The organism is Rhodococcus sp. NPDC076796, assembly GCF_040702765.1.
In the GTDB taxonomy this organism is placed as follows: Bacteria; Actinomycetota; Actinomycetes; order Mycobacteriales; family Mycobacteriaceae; genus Rhodococcoides.
Map to the genome: position 1 here is coordinate 117,501 of NZ_JBFBMS010000006.1, position 15,996 is coordinate 133,496.

Below are 15,996 nucleotides of genomic sequence, written 5' to 3' on the forward strand. Positions count from 1 at the left end.
GTTCTGTACATCTTCGGGCGGGCTTTGATCGGCCACGTAGTCTCCTCGGGCCCCCGGGCGCGTCCATCCGACTTCGGGTGTGACGCGGCCACGCGAGGGCAATCCTTGTGTACTCACGTCGGGTTGGACGTCAGCTGTTCGGTCTCGCTCCGCACCCGAGCCGATGACCACTTCGTAGTTCTCGGTGGTCGACGACAGCGTGTGCAGTGCCTGGCTGGATGGTGGTGTACCGGCGATCCGAGCGCCTGATCATCAAGCAAGAACGCGAACGAGCCTGTCTCTCGTTCGAGCATCTGCGATGACGGGCAGCGGATAGACGACAAGTCATCCGATCGAATCCATCACACCGGTCTAGCGAACTTCCGTGAAGCCTGGGCTTCGGGTGGAGCGTGAAACCTGTACGTGCTGGTGCAGTGAAGTCGATCTGTCGTCGAGTATCCCACACGCTGTGATGCGTACTCGCCACGCCGCACCGATCGGGTTCCCCAGCGGTTGCGACGTGGCTACGCGAACGTTGCTTTTTCTGTCGAAGGCGGAACGGTCAGGCGAGGCCGGGGAACCAGAGTGCGATCTCGCGCTCGGCCGATTCCACGGAATCCGAACCGTGCACCAGGTTCTGCTGACCGTCGAGGGCGAGGTCACCGCGAATGGTGCCGGGAACCGCCTTGGCCACGGGGTCGGTGCCGCCTGCGATCTGGCGGAAGGCAGCGATGGCGCGGGGGCCTTCGAGAACTGCGGCCACTACCGGTCCGGACGTGATGAACTCGAGGAGTTCGGGGAAGAACGGCTTGCTCTCGTGCTCCGCGTAGTGAGCCGAGGCCAATTCGCGGGAGACGGTCTTGAGCTCGAGTGCGACGATGCTCAGACCCTTCTTCTCCACGCGGCCGAGGATCTCTCCTACGTAACGCCGGGCAACTCCGTCGGGCTTGATCAGTACAAGGGTGCGGTCGGTCACGAAAGACGACAGTAGTGGAACACGGCGATGCGGCGCGCGCCGCATCGCCGAAACCGACGGGTTTCCCCGGTCAGTCACGCTGCCCGGGCAGCATTCCTCGTCTGATCCGCTCGGTGATGTCGCGGCGCAGATACAGCAGATACAGCCAGACCGCAATGAAAATCAGGCCGACGATGCCGATGGACAGATGGAACACCGTTCCGAGCAGAACGAACACCTGCAGAATGAGATTGAACTTCATCGCCCAGGACTTACCCTGCTTGCCGGCGCCTGCGATCATCGCAACCGCGAGCAGAACGATGTAGATGGTGGAAAACCACGTTGCCCCACCGCCCACGACGGCGACCACGGGCAGCGAGAGCAGAACCACGATGGCTTCGAGCACCAACGTTCCTGCACAGACACCGCGGAACCCCTTCCACGGGTCGTTCAACGGTGGTCTGAACTCTGTCTCGCTCACGCGGGGTCCTTTCCGAACAGAGTGCGAGCTGCACCGACGGTCACCACGGATCCGGTCACCACGACTCCGGCACCGGACACGGCCTCCCCCGGCTCGGCGACTTCCTCGGCCAACCCGATCGCCGTTTCCAGGGCATCGGGCAGTGTCGACGCCACCACGACCCGTTCGTCACCGAACTTGGCCACCGCGATGTCGGCCAACGCGTCCACGTCCATCGCCCGCGCCGACCCGTTGTGGGTGACGACGATGTCGTCGAACACCGGTTCCAGTGCGTCGAGAATTGCTCCGACGTCCTTGTCCGCCATGACGCTGACGACGCCGACGAGTTTGCGGAAATCGAATTCGTCGGTGAGGGCGGCGGCGAGCGCTGCTGCCCCGTGCGGGTTGTGCGCGGCGTCGAGGAACACGGTCGGGGCGTTGCGCACCCGCTCGAGCCGACCCGGATTGACGATCGTTGCGAACGCGCCGCGCACGGTGTCCTGATCGAGTTGGCGATCCGGACCGGCACCGAAGAACGCCTCCACCGCCGCCAGCGCGAGCGAGGCATTGTGTGCCTGATGTTCGCCGTGCAATGGCAGGAAGACGTCGGTGTACACCCCGCCGAGTCCCTGCAGTTCCAGTTGCTGGCCGCCCACGGCGATCTGCCTGCCGAGCACGGTGAATTCCGATCCGGCCCGCGCCACCGCAGCGTCCGCCTGCACTGCTGCCCGCAGCAGGACCTCGGAGACCTCGGGTTGCTGCTTCGCCAGAATCGCGACGGTGTCGCGCGGGACGAGCGATTCCGGTGCCTTCTTGATGATCCCCGCCTTCTCCCCTGCGATCCCGGCGAGATCGTCGCCGAGGAACTCGACGTGATCGAGGCCGATCGGGGTGATGACGGCAACCTCGCCGTCGACGACGTTGGTGGCGTCCCAACGCCCACCGAGTCCGACCTCGACGACTGCAACCTCGACCGGGGCCTCGGCGAAGGCAGCGAACGCCATGGCCGTGACCACCTCGAACTTGCTCATTCGGGGTCCGCCCGCAGCCTCGGACTGCGCGTCGATCATGTCCACGAACGGAGCGATCTCGTTGTAGGTGTCGACGTAGAGCCGCGGCGAGATGGGCCGCCCGTCGATGCTGATCCGCTCGGTCGCCATCTGCAGGTGCGGGCTGGTGGTGCGGCCCGTGCGCCGGTGAAATGCGGTGAGGAGCGCATCGATCATGCGGGTCACCGAGGTCTTGCCGTTGGTGCCGGCGACGTGAATCGACGGATACGCCTTCTGCGGCGACCCGAGCAGATCCATCAGCGCCGAGATCCGGGCCGTCGACGGCTCGATCTTCGTTTCGGGCCAACGCTTGTCGAGCTCGGCCTCCACGAGGGCGAGCTCGGCGAGATCGACCGGGCTCGGCGGAGGTAGTGGCAGGGCGGCGTCGGGTTCGGTCACTTAGGTTCCCATCGATTCGAGCCGCGCCGAGATGCGTGCGATCTCTTCGCCCGCGATCGTCTGGCGTGTTCTGATCTTGTCCACCACCGCATCCGGCGCCTTCGCGAGAAACGCCTCGTTGCCGAGCTTGCCGGTGGTCTGCGCGAGTTCCTTCTCCGCAGCGGCGAGATCCTTCACCAGCCGGGCCCGCTCGGCGACGAGGTCGACGGTGCCCGAGGTGTCGAGTTCGACGACCACGGTGGCCTTGCTCAGACGCACCTCCACCGAGGCGGTGGCGGCGAAGTCCGCGGCGGGCTCGGTCAGTCGAGCCAGTGCGGTGACCGCCGAAATCTGCCCGTCCAGATCGGATTCGGAGACTCCGACGATGCGGGCCGCCACCTTCTGGGACGGCTTGAGTCCTTGATCGCTGCGGAACCGGCGAACTTCGGTGATGAGTCGCTGCATGTCTTCGATACGTTGTGCCGCAACAGGATCCAACGACTCGGTAGCGGCAGCGGGCCACGCCGCGATCACCAGTGACTCGCCGCCGGTGAGCACCTTCCACAGCGTTTCGGTGACGAACGGAATCACCGGATGCAGCAGGCGCAGCAGAGCGTCGAGGACGTTACCGAGAACTCCGCGCGTGGTGGCGGCGATGGCGTCGTCGGCGAACTGCACCTTGGCGATCTCGAGGTACCAGTCGCAGACCTCGTCCCAGGCGAAGTGATAGAGCGCCTCGCAGGCCTTGCTGAACTCGTACCGGTCGAACGCCGAATCGACCTCTGCCCGAACCTGTTCGAGTCGGTCGAGGATCCATCGGTCGGCGTCGGTCAGCTCGCCGCGCCGAGGCAGCTCTGCCGGTGCCGCGCCGTTCATCAGGGCGAACTTGGTGGCGTTGAACAACTTGTTGGCGAAGTTGCGCGATGACTGGGCGTGGTCTTCGCCGACGGACATGTCTGCACCGGGGTTCGCGCCGCGCGCGAGCGTGAAGCGCAGTGCGTCGGCACCGAAACGGTCGACCCAGTCGAGAGGATCGATTCCGTTGCCGCGCGACTTGGACATCTTCTTGCCGAACTGGTCCCGAATCAGGCCGTGCAGAAACACATCTCGGAACGGAACCTGCGGCCCCTGCTTGCCTGCGGTGATCGCGTCGTCCGCTCCCACGTAGGTGCCGAACATCATCATGCGGGCAACCCAGAAGAACAGGATGTCGTATCCGGTGACGAGAACACCGGTGGGATAGAACTTCTCGAGATCGGCCGTGGCGTCGGGCCATCCCATCGTCGAGAAGGGCCACAGCCCGGACGAGAACCAGGTGTCGAGAACGTCAGGATCCTGCTCCCAGCCCTCGGGCGGCGTCTCCCCCGGCCCGAGGCAGACGGTCTCGCCGTCGGGTCCGTACCAGATCGGAATCCGATGACCCCACCAGAGCTGACGCGAGATGCACCAGTCGTGCATGTTGTCGACCCAGGCGAACCAGCGCGGTTCCTGGCTCTTGGGGTGAATGACGGTATCGCCGTTACGCACTGCGTCACCGGCCGCCTTCGCCAGGGTGTCGACCTTGACCCACCACTGCAGCGACAGTCGCGGCTCGATCGGCTCACCGCTGCGCTCGGAGTGACCGACGCTGTGGAGGTAGGGGCGCTTCTCGGCGACGACGCGGCCCTGCTCGGCCAGTGCTTCACGAACCTTCACGCGCGCCTCGAAACGGTCCATGCCGTCGAATTGCGTTCCGGTATCGGCGATCCGGCCTGCCTTGTCCATGATGGAGGGCATCGGCAACGAGTGCCGCACGCCCATCTCGAAGTCGTTGGGGTCGTGAGCCGGGGTGATCTTCACTGCGCCGGTGCCGAATTCGGGGTCGACGTAGTCGTCGGCGATGATCGGGATCTGCCGTCCGGTGAACGGATGCTCGAGGGTGGTGCCGACGAGAGCCTTGTACCGCTCGTCGTCGGGGTGAACGGCAACTGCGGTGTCGCCGAGCATCGTTTCGACTCGGGTGGTCGCGACGATGACATGGGGCTCGGAATCGTCGAGCGAGCCGTAACGCAGCGACACGAGTTCGCCCTCGACGTCCTCGAACTTGACCTCGATGTCGGAGATGGCGGTCTGCAGCACCGGTGACCAGTTGACCAGTCGCTCGGCGCGGTAGATCAAACCGTCGTCGAACATCCGCTTGAACATGGTCTGCACGGCCTCCGATAGGCCGTCGTCCATGGTGAATCGCTCTCGGCTCCAGTCGACACCGTCGCCGATGCGTCGCATCTGCCCACCGATGGTTCCGCCCGATTCACGCTTCCAGTCCCAGACCTTGTCGATGAACAGCTCGCGGCCGAACTCTTCCTTGGTCTTTCCGTCGGCGGCGAGCTGCTTTTCCACGACGGTCTGGGTGGCGATACCTGCGTGGTCCATGCCCGGCAACCACAGCACCTCGTACCCGAGCATCCGCTTACGACGGCTCAGCGCATCCATCAACGTGTGGTCGAGAGCGTGGCCCATGTGCAGGCTGCCCGTGACGTTGGGCGGGGGCAGCACTATGGAGTAGGGCGGTTTGCCGCTGGTGGCGTCGGCTTCGAAGTACCCGGCGTCGACCCAGGACCGGTACAGCTCCGCCTCGACCGCACTGGGATCCCAGCTCTTGGGCAGGTCGATCGAATCGGCGGGGTTCTCTGAGTGCTCTGGCGCTGAACTGGTCACCGGTCGATTCTAGTGGCCGAGGATTCGGGGCATCGACACCCTCTCGCCCAGCACGTGCTGCGCCAGGAATGCCAGCACCACCTCGTACCAGACCTTGGCGTGCTGGGGACTCAGAATCCAGTGGTTCCCGGCCGGGAAGTAGAGGAAACGATGGTCGGTGTTGCCCTCGTCGTCGGCGGGCAGGCCGGATTCGCTGAGCAGTTCGTACCACAGCCGTAGGCCCTCGCCGATCGGCACTCGATAGTCCTTGTCGCCGTGGATGACCAGCATCGGCGTGGCGATGTCCGCGACGAACAGGTGTGGGGAGTTCTCCACCGCCATCTCCGGGGACATCTCGCGCGCCCAGTAGTACGGCGCATCGGTGGTCGGTCCGAATTGATCGAGCGCCCACAGGCTCGCGTGGGTGACGATCGCGTCGAACCGGTCGGTGTGCCCGGCGATCCAGTTGGCCATGTAGCCGCCGAAGGATCCGCCCATCGCCGCGGTGCGGGTGTCGTCGATGTCGGGTAGCGCAGCCGCGACGTCGGTCAACGCCATCAGGTCGGTGAACGGGGCCTTGCCCCACGCTCCCCACCCTCGCTGCACGAACTCCTGGCCGTACCCGGTGGACAAAGCTGGATCGGGCAGCAGCACCGCGTACCCGCGGGCGACCATCAGCCATGGATTCCACCGCCACGACCACGTGTTCCACGAGCTCAGCGGCCCGCCGTGCACCCACAGCAGCAGCGGTGCGGGTGCCGCGTCCGAGGCCCCATCGGGCAGTGCCAGCCAACCGCGCACCCGGGTGCCGTCGTCGACGACGGTGTCGATCTCGGTGAGAGTTCCCGGCAACGGACAGCGGTCGATGGAGGTGTCGAGGTCGAGCACGGTGCCGTCGGACAGGTCGATCGACACCGGATGCGGGGCGGCCAGATAGGACGCGGCGAGTGCCAGCACCCTGGTTCCGTCCGCGGACACGTGAACATGGGTGTACGCGTCGTTCGTGTTCGTCAGTCGACGCGGCTCCGCGCCCTCGCGGAGGACGAAGATCGGGGACCGGCCGTCGTCGTCCGCGGTGACCAGTACCCCCGACCCGTCCGGCAGCCACACCGGGTCCATCGGCCACCGATCCCAATCGGGAGCGACATCGACGACCGAAGAAGACCCGAAATCGTAGCGCTGCAGCGTCATTCGAGGCGCATCCTCGGGGGTGGTGAGCGATTCACGCACGTACATCACGGACGCGCCGTCGGGCGAGATCGCCGGCGCACCCAGGTCGGCATCGACGTCGTCGACAATCGTGGTGTGCTCCCCCGTCGCGGTGTCGATGCGCATCAGCACCGTCCGCACGGTCGCCAGAGCGCCGGGGACGGCCCAGGTGGACACGACGAACGAACCGTCCGCACTGATATCGAACGCCGCCTCGTGCAGAGCTCCGGCCGCATCCGAGGTGAGATCACGCAACCCCGTCGTGGCGTCGGTCGATCCGGCGAACAGATGCGGTGTCGCTGGACCGAGATCGTGATCCCAGAAGCGCACCGGAACCCCGGTGTGGAGAATTGCATCGACCTTGTTCGCCTTGCGCTCGGTGCGCAAGGCATCGTCGTCCTCATCGGTGCTCGACGACCCGAACACCGGCGAGAAGCCGACGAGCCCGTGTCCGGAACGGGCGCTTCGGATCTCGCTCAGACCGGCGGACCGAGTCTCGAGCACTCGCGCCTCACCGCCCGAGGCAGGCAGAATCCACAGCCGGGCCGGATCGTCCTCGCTCGATCGGCGGGAGAACAACAGATCGCCGGCCGGGGTGAACACCGGAGCGCTCTCGCCCCACTCGCCGTGGGTGAGGCGTCGGGCCTGCGAACCACCGTCGACATCTATCTCCCACAACGACGTTCGATACTCGGTCCGCGAATCATCCAGTGCGGCAATCACGATCACTGCCCGCGAGAAATCGTGCGATGCCGCCAGGCCCGTGACCCTACGGACTCCGATGTACTCGTCGACGTCGTCGTACATACTCATCCAGCGAGCCTAGCCGCCCATCTCTGGGTCATTCCGCAGGCTCCACTCCCGCCGCCCGCCGCCCGCCGTCAGTCCTCGCCGAGGTCCTCGCGCAGTTGAGCCAGAGTACGAGCCAGGATTCGTGAGACGTGCATCTGCGAAATCCCCACCTTCTCCGCGATCTGTGTCTGAGTCATCGACCCGAAGAATCTGAGCACGACGATGCGACGCTCCCGCTCGGGCAACTTCTCGAGTGCGGGGCGCACCGCGAGATAGCTCTCCATCTTCTCGAGTTCGGGATCGTCGGCACCGAGGGTGTCCATCAGCGGCAACCGATCCTCGCTGACCACCGAGTCGACCGAGACGGTCTGATACGCGCTGCGCGCAAGCAGCGCCTGCGAGGCTTCCTTGACGTCGATCCCGAGTTCGGCGGCGATCTCGCTGGCGGTCGGAGCTCGACCGAGCTTCTGCGACAACGATCCCACCGCCTGGGAGATCATCGAGTTCAGTTCCTTCATGCGCCGCGGTACCCGGACCGACCATCCCGCGTCGCGGAAGTAGCGGCGAGCCTCACCCATGATCGTGGGCACGGCGAACGACACGAAATCCGAGCCGCGTTCGATGTCGAATCTGTCGACTGCGTTCACCAAACCGAGACGTGAGACCTGCAGGAGGTCCTCGTGTGCTTCGCCGCGACCACCGAAGCGGCGCGCGATATGTTCTGCGAGAGGAAGGCAGCGGGTGATGATGCGATCGCGCAGCACTCGGCGCTGCGGTGAATTCTCGTCGAGCGCCTGCATCTGCTGGATCAGGGCGACAACGTCGCTGTAATCGTCGGACTCTCGCCGTGTGCTTCGTTCGTGCGGCACAGGCACTAGACCTTGCTCCTCCGCTTGACCACGTCGATCGCGACCGTGCGACCCGCCTCGCCCTCGACCGCGTCGTCGGCGCGCAGTTCGATGGCGTCGGTCAACGTCTGCAGCACGTGCCAGCCGAAGCTGTCCTTCTTCGGCACGGACGTGGATGCAAGCGTGGAGGTGACGACGATCCGGATTCCGGAGTCGCTCACTGCGAACGTGCACGAGAGCTCTGCATCGGCCACCGAGCCCTTGATCAGCTGCGAACACACTTCGTCCACGACCAGCTTCACATCGGCGATGTCGTCGAGCGTGAAGTCACTGAGCACTGCGAGGGTTTCGGCGACGGCACGAACCACCGGGAGCTGGTCGGCCTCTGCACGTACCCTCAGCTCGACCGGTGCACCGGAACCTCGCTCCAGTTCTTCGATCTTGCTGACCCCAGCCATCCGCACTTCCCATCGTCGCCGAGCAGTCGTTTTACCGTTCGCCGAGCCAGACTACCCAGCACCCGGCGTTTCAATCCTGGCAGTCGGGAGAAACACAGGCGTCAGCTGAGCGCTCGCAGCGCTGCCGTTGCCGGCCCCACGAGCCTGCCCGCGCTCATCGTCGCTCCGGCCGATTCCCGTTCGGACGCAACCACCGTGTGCACGAGCGTGGCCAACGTCTCCTCCGCAGCGGCAACACGATCGACCACGTCCGCCTGCGTACGGCGTGCATCGCACCGACACTCGACGACGTCCGCCAGAGCACGGACGAAGCCGGCTCCGGCGACCCGAACGTCGTCCTCGAGCGCGTGGAAAGGCGGAACGGGATCGAGTCCGACGGCGGCTGCGTCGACCAGTTCGCTGCATTCGGTCCAACTGGCGTCGACGGCACCGACCGTGGCTTTCCACCATCGGTGGCTCACTCGGGTGGGTACCGCTGACCGGCGAAGGTTTCCGCGGGTGCTCTCCTCGGTCCACGTCAGCGCGGCCTGTGCGCGACGCACCTCGACTCGAACGGCGTCGCTCCGCGCTCGCCACTGCGACGAGCGTTCGTCGACCGCGGATCGGTCCGGCTCCAGGTCGAGACCTCGGGCGACGTCCCGCAACAGAGACCCCGCAGCCGACGACACCGATTCCACCGCATGTTGCGATTCCCGCCAATACAGCGGCGGTGCTGCGAGTGCATTCACCGCAACACCCACTGCGGCACCGACCGCGAGCTCGATGATCCTGTCCAGCAAGGCGACCGGATCGGATGCCGATCCGTAGGTGACCATCAGCAGTGCGGTCACCGGTATCCAGATTCCGCTCGTACCGAATTTCGACCAACGGCCGACGAGAGCGCCGATGAACACGCTGACGGCGAGAGCCACACTCGGCTCGCCGACGACTCGAACCACGAGTGCTGCAACGAGTACCCCGGCGGTCACCGTGGCGATCTGCTCGGCCGCCGATCGCAGGCTTCGGCTGATCGTCACGTCGATCAAGAACACCGCCGCGTACGGAGCGAGGAAGGGCTGCGACATCGACAGTAGTTCGGTCGCCAGAATCCATGCCGCCGCTGCGGCACCCGCCATCTTCGCGGACACCACGAGGGTCTCGATTGTCCGGTCACGCGAGACCGACTGTCGTGTCCACCTCATTCCGGTTCGCCTACCCCACCCCGGTCGACTCGAAACCGCCCCGGCCCGGGTGACGGGGGCGCGGCGAACTGGCACGATCATCGATGTGGACTACTCGCAGGCACTTCGCTCTCTCGCCCGACGTCTCGGCACATCGACCTCGTACCGAGGCTGGGACGACACCGTTCGCGACGTGAGCGACGACACCCTGCGTCAGGTGCTCGCCGCGCGCGGCTACGCAACCGAATCGACCGAGGACGTCGACCGAGCTCTGGCCGACATCGAGAACGCGCCGTGGCGGCGCCTGCTTCCGCCGGTGGTGGTCGCCACCCAGGGCACCGATGCCGCGGTGTGGGTGCATGTGCCACACGGCAATCCGGTCGAGGTCTCGATGGTCTCCGAGGACGGCGAGACCATCGAGGTGACCCAGGCCGACGTATGGGTCGATCCCCGTGTGGTCGACGGCCGCCTCATCGGTCGCGCCACGTTCGTCGTTCCCGGCAGTGCACCGCTCGGTTGGCACAGCCTGACCGCGACGACGATAAGCGAGGACAACACGGTCCGCACCTCGGACACGGTCGTCGTGGTCACTCCGAAGTCGTTGTCACCCAACGCAGAACTGACAGACCGGCAACGGACGGGTCTGCTCACCCAGTTGTATTCGGTGCGATCGAGACGATCGTGGGGAATCGGTGATCTCGGTGATCTCGAGGACATGGCCGACATCGCCGGCCGCGAGCACGGGTTCGACTACCTCCTCGTCAATCCGCTGCACGCCGACCGACCCACCACACCGGTCGAGGCGTCGCCCTATCTGCCGACCACCCGCCGGTTCTTCAATTCGCTCTACATCCGAGTGGAGAACATTCGCGAAACCGCGCTGCTGTCGCCGGAACAGTTCGGCAAGGTCCAGAAAGCAGCGAAGCGGTTCGACAAGGCCAACAAGCGAACCGGAAAGCTGAATCGAGACTCGACCTTCACGGCGAAACTGCGTGCCCTGGAACGTGTTCACAAGGTGGAACGGAGCCCGGCCCGCGAGTCCGCATTCCGGGCGTTCGTCGAACGCGAGGGTTCCGGGCTGCGCGATTTCGCGGTGTGGAGCGCCCTGGCGGAGAAGTTCGGACCCGAGAGCTCGGCGTGGACCGACAGGGCAGCACACCCGCGCACCGACTTCGTGCTCGAGCAACGCACCAAACTCGCCGAGCGCATCGACTTCCACATGTGGCTGCAGTGGATCTGCGACGAGCAGTTGGCCGCCGCGCAACGTTCGGCACTCGATGCAGGGATGGACATCGGCATCATGCACGACCTCGCCGTGGGCGTGGCTCGCGGCGGAGCCGATGCCTGGGCGCTCGGTGACGTGTTGGCGTCGGGAGTCACGGTGGGCGCGCCGCCGGACAACTTCAACCAGCAGGGCCAGAACTGGAACCAACCCCCGTGGGATCCCGACCGACTCCGCGAACTGGCGTACGTCCCGTACCGCGACATGCTGCGCACGATCCTGCGTCATGCCGGCGGCATCCGCGTCGACCACATCCTGGGACTGTTCCGCCTGTGGTGGATTCCGCAGGAGGCCGAGAATGCAGGCGGCGGAACGTATGTCGAGTACGACCACGAGGCCCTGATCGGCATCCTGGCCCTCGAGGCCGAACGCGCAGGCGCAGTGGTGGTCGGTGAGGATCTCGGTGTCTTCGAGCCGATGGTGCAGGAGTACCTCACCGAACGCGGCATCTTCGGCACCTCGATCCTGTGGTTCGAGGCCGACGAATCCGGACCGATCCCGCCGGAGAACTACCGCAGCCTGTGTCTGACGTCGGTGACCACACACGATCTGCCGCCCACGGCCGGATACCTCGACGGCGAGCACATCGACCTTCGCTCACGTCTCGGACTGCTCGAACGCGATATCGACTCCGAGAAGGAGGTCGACGCGCGCAAACGGGAGGCAGTTCTCGACATGGCGCGCGAGCGCGGATTGCTCGACGCCGACGCCGACAACCACGACACGGTGGAAGCTCTGCATCGCCTCGTCCAGCGCAGTCCGTCACTGCTGATCGGTGTCGCTCTCGTGGACGCCGTCGGAGAACATCGCATCCAGAACCAGCCCGGTACCGACGAAACCCAGTACGAGAACTGGAAGATCCCGTTGGCCGACGCGAAAGGCAAGCGAGTGCTCGTCGACGACCTCGTCGATCACCCGCGCATGGTCTCGTTGGTGAGCGCAATGGCCGACCGAGTCGACAGCCCGGCGACGCCGGGGTCCACAATCGAAGAATGAGTCAGAGAAGTCACCGCGAATCCAGCCGATACTGATGGGCCGCATCACCACCCGCAGGCCCGTCATCCGACTCAGGGGTGGGCACCGCGTCGAACGCCCGGACACTCTCGTGGTGGAGGAGCCGCTCGAGTTGCGAGTCGACGGCGCGGCGCTCGCCGTCACCATGCGAACTCCCGGCCACGACGTCGAGCTCGCTCACGGCTTCCTGCTGACCGAAGGCGTGATCGCCTCGGGAGCCGACATCGCAGCGGCTCGCTACTGCGACGGGGTCGACGACGAGGGCGCGAACACCTACAACGTCCTCGACGTCACCCTGGCCGAGGGTGTCGCTCCGCCGGAGACCGGCGTCGAACGAAACTTCTACACGACGTCCTCGTGTGGGGTGTGCGGCAAGGGATCGTTGGATGCAATTCGATTGCGCACCAAGCATTCCCCCGTGGCCGATTCGGTCGTCGTGACGTCCGATACTCTCTCCGGGCTACCCGACACGTTGCGGGCAGCGCAGAAGGTCTTCGATGCCACCGGCGGTCTGCATGCCGCCGCCTTGTTCACCGCAGACGGCGAGATGCTCGTTCTACGTGAGGATGTCGGACGCCACAACGCCGTCGACAAAGTGATCGGCTGGGCGGTGACCAACGATCGAATCCCCTTGCAGGGCACGGTGTTGATGGTCAGCGGACGCGCCTCGTTCGAGTTGGCGCAGAAGGCGGTGATGTCCGGAATCCCGATTCTCGCGGCGGTTTCGGCACCCTCGTCACTGGCGGTCGACCTCGCTGCCGAATCGGGTCTGACGGTGATCGGCTTTCTCCGCGGCCGGTCGATGAATATCTACTCCCACGCCGACCGCGTCGAAGTATCAGACGAGATTGCCTGAGTCGTTCCGCAGGCTCCACTCCTGCCCAGCGTCGACCAGTAGTTCGGCGGCGGTCGCAGTTCTGACCTCGTCGACGGACACACCGGGCGCGGTCTCGATCAGGCGCAGTCCGTGTTCGGTGACGTCGAGAACGGCCATGTCCGAGATGATTCGGTGCACGCAGCCCTTGCCGGTGAGCGGCAGAGAGCAGCGTTCGAGGATCTTCGGCTCGCCCTTGCGGGAGACGTGTTCCATCATCACGATGACGCGTCGCGCTCCGTGCACCAGATCCATCGCGCCACCCATCCCCTTGACCATGTGCCCGGGAATCATCCAGTTCGCCAGGTCACCGGTGGCGCTGACCTGCATCGCCCCCAGTACGGCGACGTCGACCTGGCCGCCGCGGATCATTCCGAACGATTGCGCGGAATCGAAGTAGGACGCACCGGGAACGACCGTGATGGTCTCCTTGCCCGCGTTGATGACCTCGGCGTCGAGTTCATCCTCGGTGGGATACGGTCCGACGCCGAGCACTCCGTTCTCCGAATGCAGGATCACCGAGACGTCGGTGGGGATGTAGTTGGGCACGAGAGTCGGCATGCCGATGCCGAGATTGACGTACTGACCGTCGCCGAGTTCCTGCGCTACCCGGGCCGCCATCTGTTCGCGGGTCATCTTCTCGCTCATGCTCGTACCGTCCTCTGCTCGATGCCGACCTCGACCGGTCCGACGTGGACCACCCGCTGCACGTGGATACCCGGGGTGTGCACCTCGTCGGGTCCGATCTCGCCCGGCTCGACGAGATGTTCGACCTGCGCGACGGTGATGCGCCCCGACGCGGCGGCCGGCGGGTTGAAGTTTCGCGCGCTGGCGTGGAACACCAGGTTGCCGTGGCGGTCGCCCTTCCAGGCGTGCACGAGCGCGTAGTCGGCGACGATTCCTCGTTCCATCACGTAGGTGACACCATCGAATTCACGGGTCTCCTTGGGCGGACTGGCCAGTGCGATTCCGCCGCTGCCGTCGTAGCGCAGCGGCAATCCGCCGTCTGCGACCTGAGTTCCGACCCCTGCGGGGGTGAAGAACGCCGGTATACCGGCACCGCCGGCCCGCAGTCGCTCGGCGAGGGTGCCCTGCGGGGTCAATTCGACTTCGAGTTCGCCGGAGAGATATTGCCGCGCGAACTCCTTGTTCGAGCCGACGTACGAGCTGATGGTCCGGCGAATGCGATGGTGCGCCAACAACACTCCCAAGCCGAAGCCATCCGTTCCGCAATTGTTGCTGATGGTTTCCAGATCGGTCGCGCCCTGGGCGAGCACCGCGTCGATGAGGATCTCCGGCACTCCGACCAATCCGAATCCGCCGACGGCGATCGACGATCCGTCGGGAATGTCCGCTACGGCTTCGGTGGCGCTGGCCACGACTTTGTCCAACATGAGACGCACGCTACCGCATCTTGTGCGGAATATGAACAGATTGCCACAATGCGAACATCGCGCTATTCTGGCTGTTGCGTAGATCACCACGATCGTGAGGACACTTCGATGCTTCATCTCCCGCCCGAGTATCGGGATCAATCGGGGGTCCATGCCCCGCTCGACTTCCCCGAGTACCGGACCACCGCCCTTCGGCATCCCGCGCAGCCGCTGACCCTGCTCCCCCAGCGACTCACCGAGATCACCGGACCGGTGCTGGGCGAGGGACGCGTCACCGCCGCCGACGCGGACCTCACCCTGGCGAACGACGGTGAGGCACAGGGGCAGCGGATCATCGTGCACGGCCGCGTGCTCGACAGCGACGGCAAGGCGATTCCGAACACCCTCGTCGAGGTGTGGCAGGCCAATGCAGGCGGTCGGTACCGTCACACCGCCGATCGGTGGCCTGCACCGCTCGATCCGCACTTCAACGGCACCGGTCGCGTACTCACCGATGCCGAGGGCAGGTATCGATTCACCACGATCAAGCCGGGCGCGTATCCGTGGGGCAACCACCACAACGCGTGGCGGCCCGCGCACATTCATTTCTCGTTGTTCGGCCAGGCGTTCACTCAGCGACTGGTGACCCAGATGTACTTCCCGGACGACCCCATGTTCTTCCAGGATCCGATCTTCAACGCCGCGCCCGAGGACTCGCGTGCCCGAATGATCAGCACGTTCGATTACGAAGCGACACAGGACAACTGGGCCCTCGGTTTTCGATTCGACATCGTGCTGCGCGGCCGGGACGCCACCCCCTTCGAGGAAGACGATCACGATGACTGAGTCAGAGTTCGCCCCGCGCTACCCGGTGGTCACCGGTGCCGACTTCACCACCGCACCGTTCGGCCAAACGCCCTCCCAGACGGTGGGTCCCTACGTTCATATCGGACTGCTGTGGCCCGACGGTGAGAGCGTGGTTCCGCAGGGCACCGACGGCGAGATCACCGTGTCGTTCACACTGATCGACGGAGCCCGAAACCCCATGTCCGACGCCATGATCGAGACCTGGCAGGCCGATGCCGACGGCCGGTTCGATCACCCCGACGATCCGCGCGGCGCGGCGCGGTCACGCACCAAGGGCTTTCGCGGTTTCGGACGAGCGTTCGCCGACGAGACCGGAACGATGTCGATCACGACGATCAAGCCCGGGCCGCTTCCCGCCGAGAACGGTGCCGTCGAGGCACCGCACATCGACGTCGGAATCTTTGCCCGTGGAATGCTCGATCGAGCCGTGACGCGGGTCTACTTTCCCGACGAAACCGAGGCCAATGCGGCCGATCCGGTGTTGTCCGCCATCCCGGAGCACAAGCGTGCCAGACTCGTCGCAGCACCGGTGCACGGTGGATATCACCTCGACATCGTGCTGCAGAACACCGATCCGGACGGCGACGAGACTCCGTTCTTCGCGCTGTGACACACGAGTGGC

The 15,996-nt window shown here is 65.4% G+C and carries 14 protein-coding genes; 4 read left to right on the top strand and 10 right to left on the bottom strand.

Features of this window, described 5'->3' with window-relative positions:
- Nucleotides 1-541 precede the first annotated feature (541 nt).
- From ndk to AB0366_RS19265, 8 genes are all read right to left on the bottom strand, one after another.
- Complete coding sequence (gene ndk, locus AB0366_RS19230) at nucleotides 542-955, bottom strand: nucleoside-diphosphate kinase (protein ID WP_032394582.1); 414 nt, start codon at nucleotides 953-955, stop codon at nucleotides 542-544.
- A gap of 70 nt (nucleotides 956-1,025) precedes the next feature.
- Nucleotides 1,026-1,415, bottom strand: a complete 390-nt coding sequence (locus AB0366_RS19235) for a DUF4233 domain-containing protein (protein ID WP_314145365.1) — start codon at nucleotides 1,413-1,415, stop codon at nucleotides 1,026-1,028.
- Complete coding sequence (locus AB0366_RS19240; protein ID WP_366245305.1) at nucleotides 1,412-2,842, bottom strand: Mur ligase family protein; 1,431 nt, start codon at nucleotides 2,840-2,842, stop codon at nucleotides 1,412-1,414. Before AB0366_RS19240 ends, AB0366_RS19235 begins: the two co-directional genes overlap by 4 nt.
- Complete coding sequence (locus AB0366_RS19245; protein WP_366245308.1) at nucleotides 2,843-5,518, bottom strand: valine--tRNA ligase; 2,676 nt, start codon at nucleotides 5,516-5,518, stop codon at nucleotides 2,843-2,845.
- Nucleotides 5,519-5,527: 9 nt separating this feature from the next.
- Nucleotides 5,528-7,519 (bottom strand): alpha/beta fold hydrolase, encoded by a 1,992-nt coding sequence (locus tag AB0366_RS19250; protein ID WP_366245310.1) that lies wholly within the window; start codon nucleotides 7,517-7,519, stop codon nucleotides 5,528-5,530.
- Between the two features lie 68 nt (nucleotides 7,520-7,587).
- Nucleotides 7,588-8,373, bottom strand: a complete 786-nt coding sequence (locus AB0366_RS19255) for a SigB/SigF/SigG family RNA polymerase sigma factor (protein WP_037193137.1) — start codon at nucleotides 8,371-8,373, stop codon at nucleotides 7,588-7,590.
- Entirely contained in the window at nucleotides 8,373-8,804 is a 432-nt protein-coding gene (locus AB0366_RS19260; RefSeq protein ID WP_366245311.1) for an ATP-binding protein, read from the bottom strand. Before AB0366_RS19260 ends, AB0366_RS19255 begins: the two co-directional genes overlap by 1 nt.
- A 101-nt stretch (nucleotides 8,805-8,905) precedes the next feature.
- Nucleotides 8,906-9,985 carry an FUSC family protein gene (locus tag AB0366_RS19265; RefSeq protein WP_366245312.1) on the bottom strand — a complete coding sequence of 360 codons (1,080 nt, stop codon included), beginning with the start codon at nucleotides 9,983-9,985 and terminating at the stop codon, nucleotides 8,906-8,908.
- Between the two features lie 85 nt (nucleotides 9,986-10,070).
- Between AB0366_RS19265 and malQ the strand changes: the two genes are divergently transcribed.
- Nucleotides 10,071-12,242 carry a 4-alpha-glucanotransferase gene (malQ, locus tag AB0366_RS19270; RefSeq protein ID WP_366245314.1) on the top strand — a complete coding sequence of 724 codons (2,172 nt, stop codon included), beginning with the start codon at nucleotides 10,071-10,073 and terminating at the stop codon, nucleotides 12,240-12,242.
- A gap of 34 nt (nucleotides 12,243-12,276) precedes the next feature.
- Complete coding sequence (gene fdhD / locus AB0366_RS19275) at nucleotides 12,277-13,116, top strand: formate dehydrogenase accessory sulfurtransferase FdhD (protein WP_366245316.1); 840 nt, start codon at nucleotides 12,277-12,279, stop codon at nucleotides 13,114-13,116.
- On the opposite strand, the gene AB0366_RS19280 is transcribed toward fdhD, so the two are convergent.
- Both AB0366_RS19280 and AB0366_RS19285 read right to left on the bottom strand, forming a co-directional pair.
- Nucleotides 13,099-13,782, bottom strand: coding sequence for a CoA transferase subunit B (locus AB0366_RS19280; RefSeq protein WP_366245317.1), 684 nt, complete (start codon nucleotides 13,780-13,782; stop codon nucleotides 13,099-13,101). The genes fdhD and AB0366_RS19280 overlap by 18 nt on opposite strands.
- Nucleotides 13,779-14,528, bottom strand: coding sequence for a CoA transferase subunit A (locus AB0366_RS19285; protein WP_183130118.1), 750 nt, complete (start codon nucleotides 14,526-14,528; stop codon nucleotides 13,779-13,781). Before AB0366_RS19285 ends, AB0366_RS19280 begins: the two co-directional genes overlap by 4 nt.
- A 108-nt stretch (nucleotides 14,529-14,636) precedes the next feature.
- On the opposite strand from AB0366_RS19285, the gene pcaH reads away from it, so the two are divergent.
- On the top strand, nucleotides 14,637-15,353 hold the full coding sequence (gene pcaH / locus AB0366_RS19290) for a protocatechuate 3,4-dioxygenase subunit beta (protein ID WP_366245319.1): 717 nt from the start codon (nucleotides 14,637-14,639) through the stop codon (nucleotides 15,351-15,353).
- Nucleotides 15,346-15,984, top strand: coding sequence for a protocatechuate 3,4-dioxygenase subunit alpha (gene pcaG, locus AB0366_RS19295; protein WP_366245321.1), 639 nt, complete (start codon nucleotides 15,346-15,348; stop codon nucleotides 15,982-15,984). The genes pcaH and pcaG overlap by 8 nt, the downstream gene beginning before the upstream one ends.
- Nucleotides 15,985-15,996: the final 12 nt, after the last annotated feature.

Bases quoted from the DNA above. Each gene is read 5' to 3' on its own strand.
- AB0366_RS19250 (WP_366245310.1), bottom strand. From the start codon at position 7,519: ATGAGTATGTACGACGACGTCGACGAGTACATCGGAGTCCGTAGGGTC.
- AB0366_RS19260 (WP_366245311.1), bottom strand. From the start codon at position 8,804: ATGGCTGGGGTCAGCAAGATCGAAGAACTGGAGCGAGGTTCCGGTGCA.
- AB0366_RS19265 (WP_366245312.1), bottom strand. From the start codon at position 9,985: ATGAGGTGGACACGACAGTCGGTCTCGCGTGACCGGACAATCGAGACC.
- fdhD (WP_366245316.1), top strand. From the start codon at position 12,277: ATGGGCCGCATCACCACCCGCAGGCCCGTCATCCGACTCAGGGGTGGG.
- AB0366_RS19280 (WP_366245317.1), bottom strand. From the start codon at position 13,782: ATGAGCGAGAAGATGACCCGCGAACAGATGGCGGCCCGGGTAGCGCAG.
- AB0366_RS19285 (WP_183130118.1), bottom strand. From the start codon at position 14,528: ATGTTGGACAAAGTCGTGGCCAGCGCCACCGAAGCCGTAGCGGACATT.
- pcaH (WP_366245319.1), top strand. From the start codon at position 14,637: ATGCTTCATCTCCCGCCCGAGTATCGGGATCAATCGGGGGTCCATGCC.
- pcaG (WP_366245321.1), top strand. From the start codon at position 15,346: ATGACTGAGTCAGAGTTCGCCCCGCGCTACCCGGTGGTCACCGGTGCC.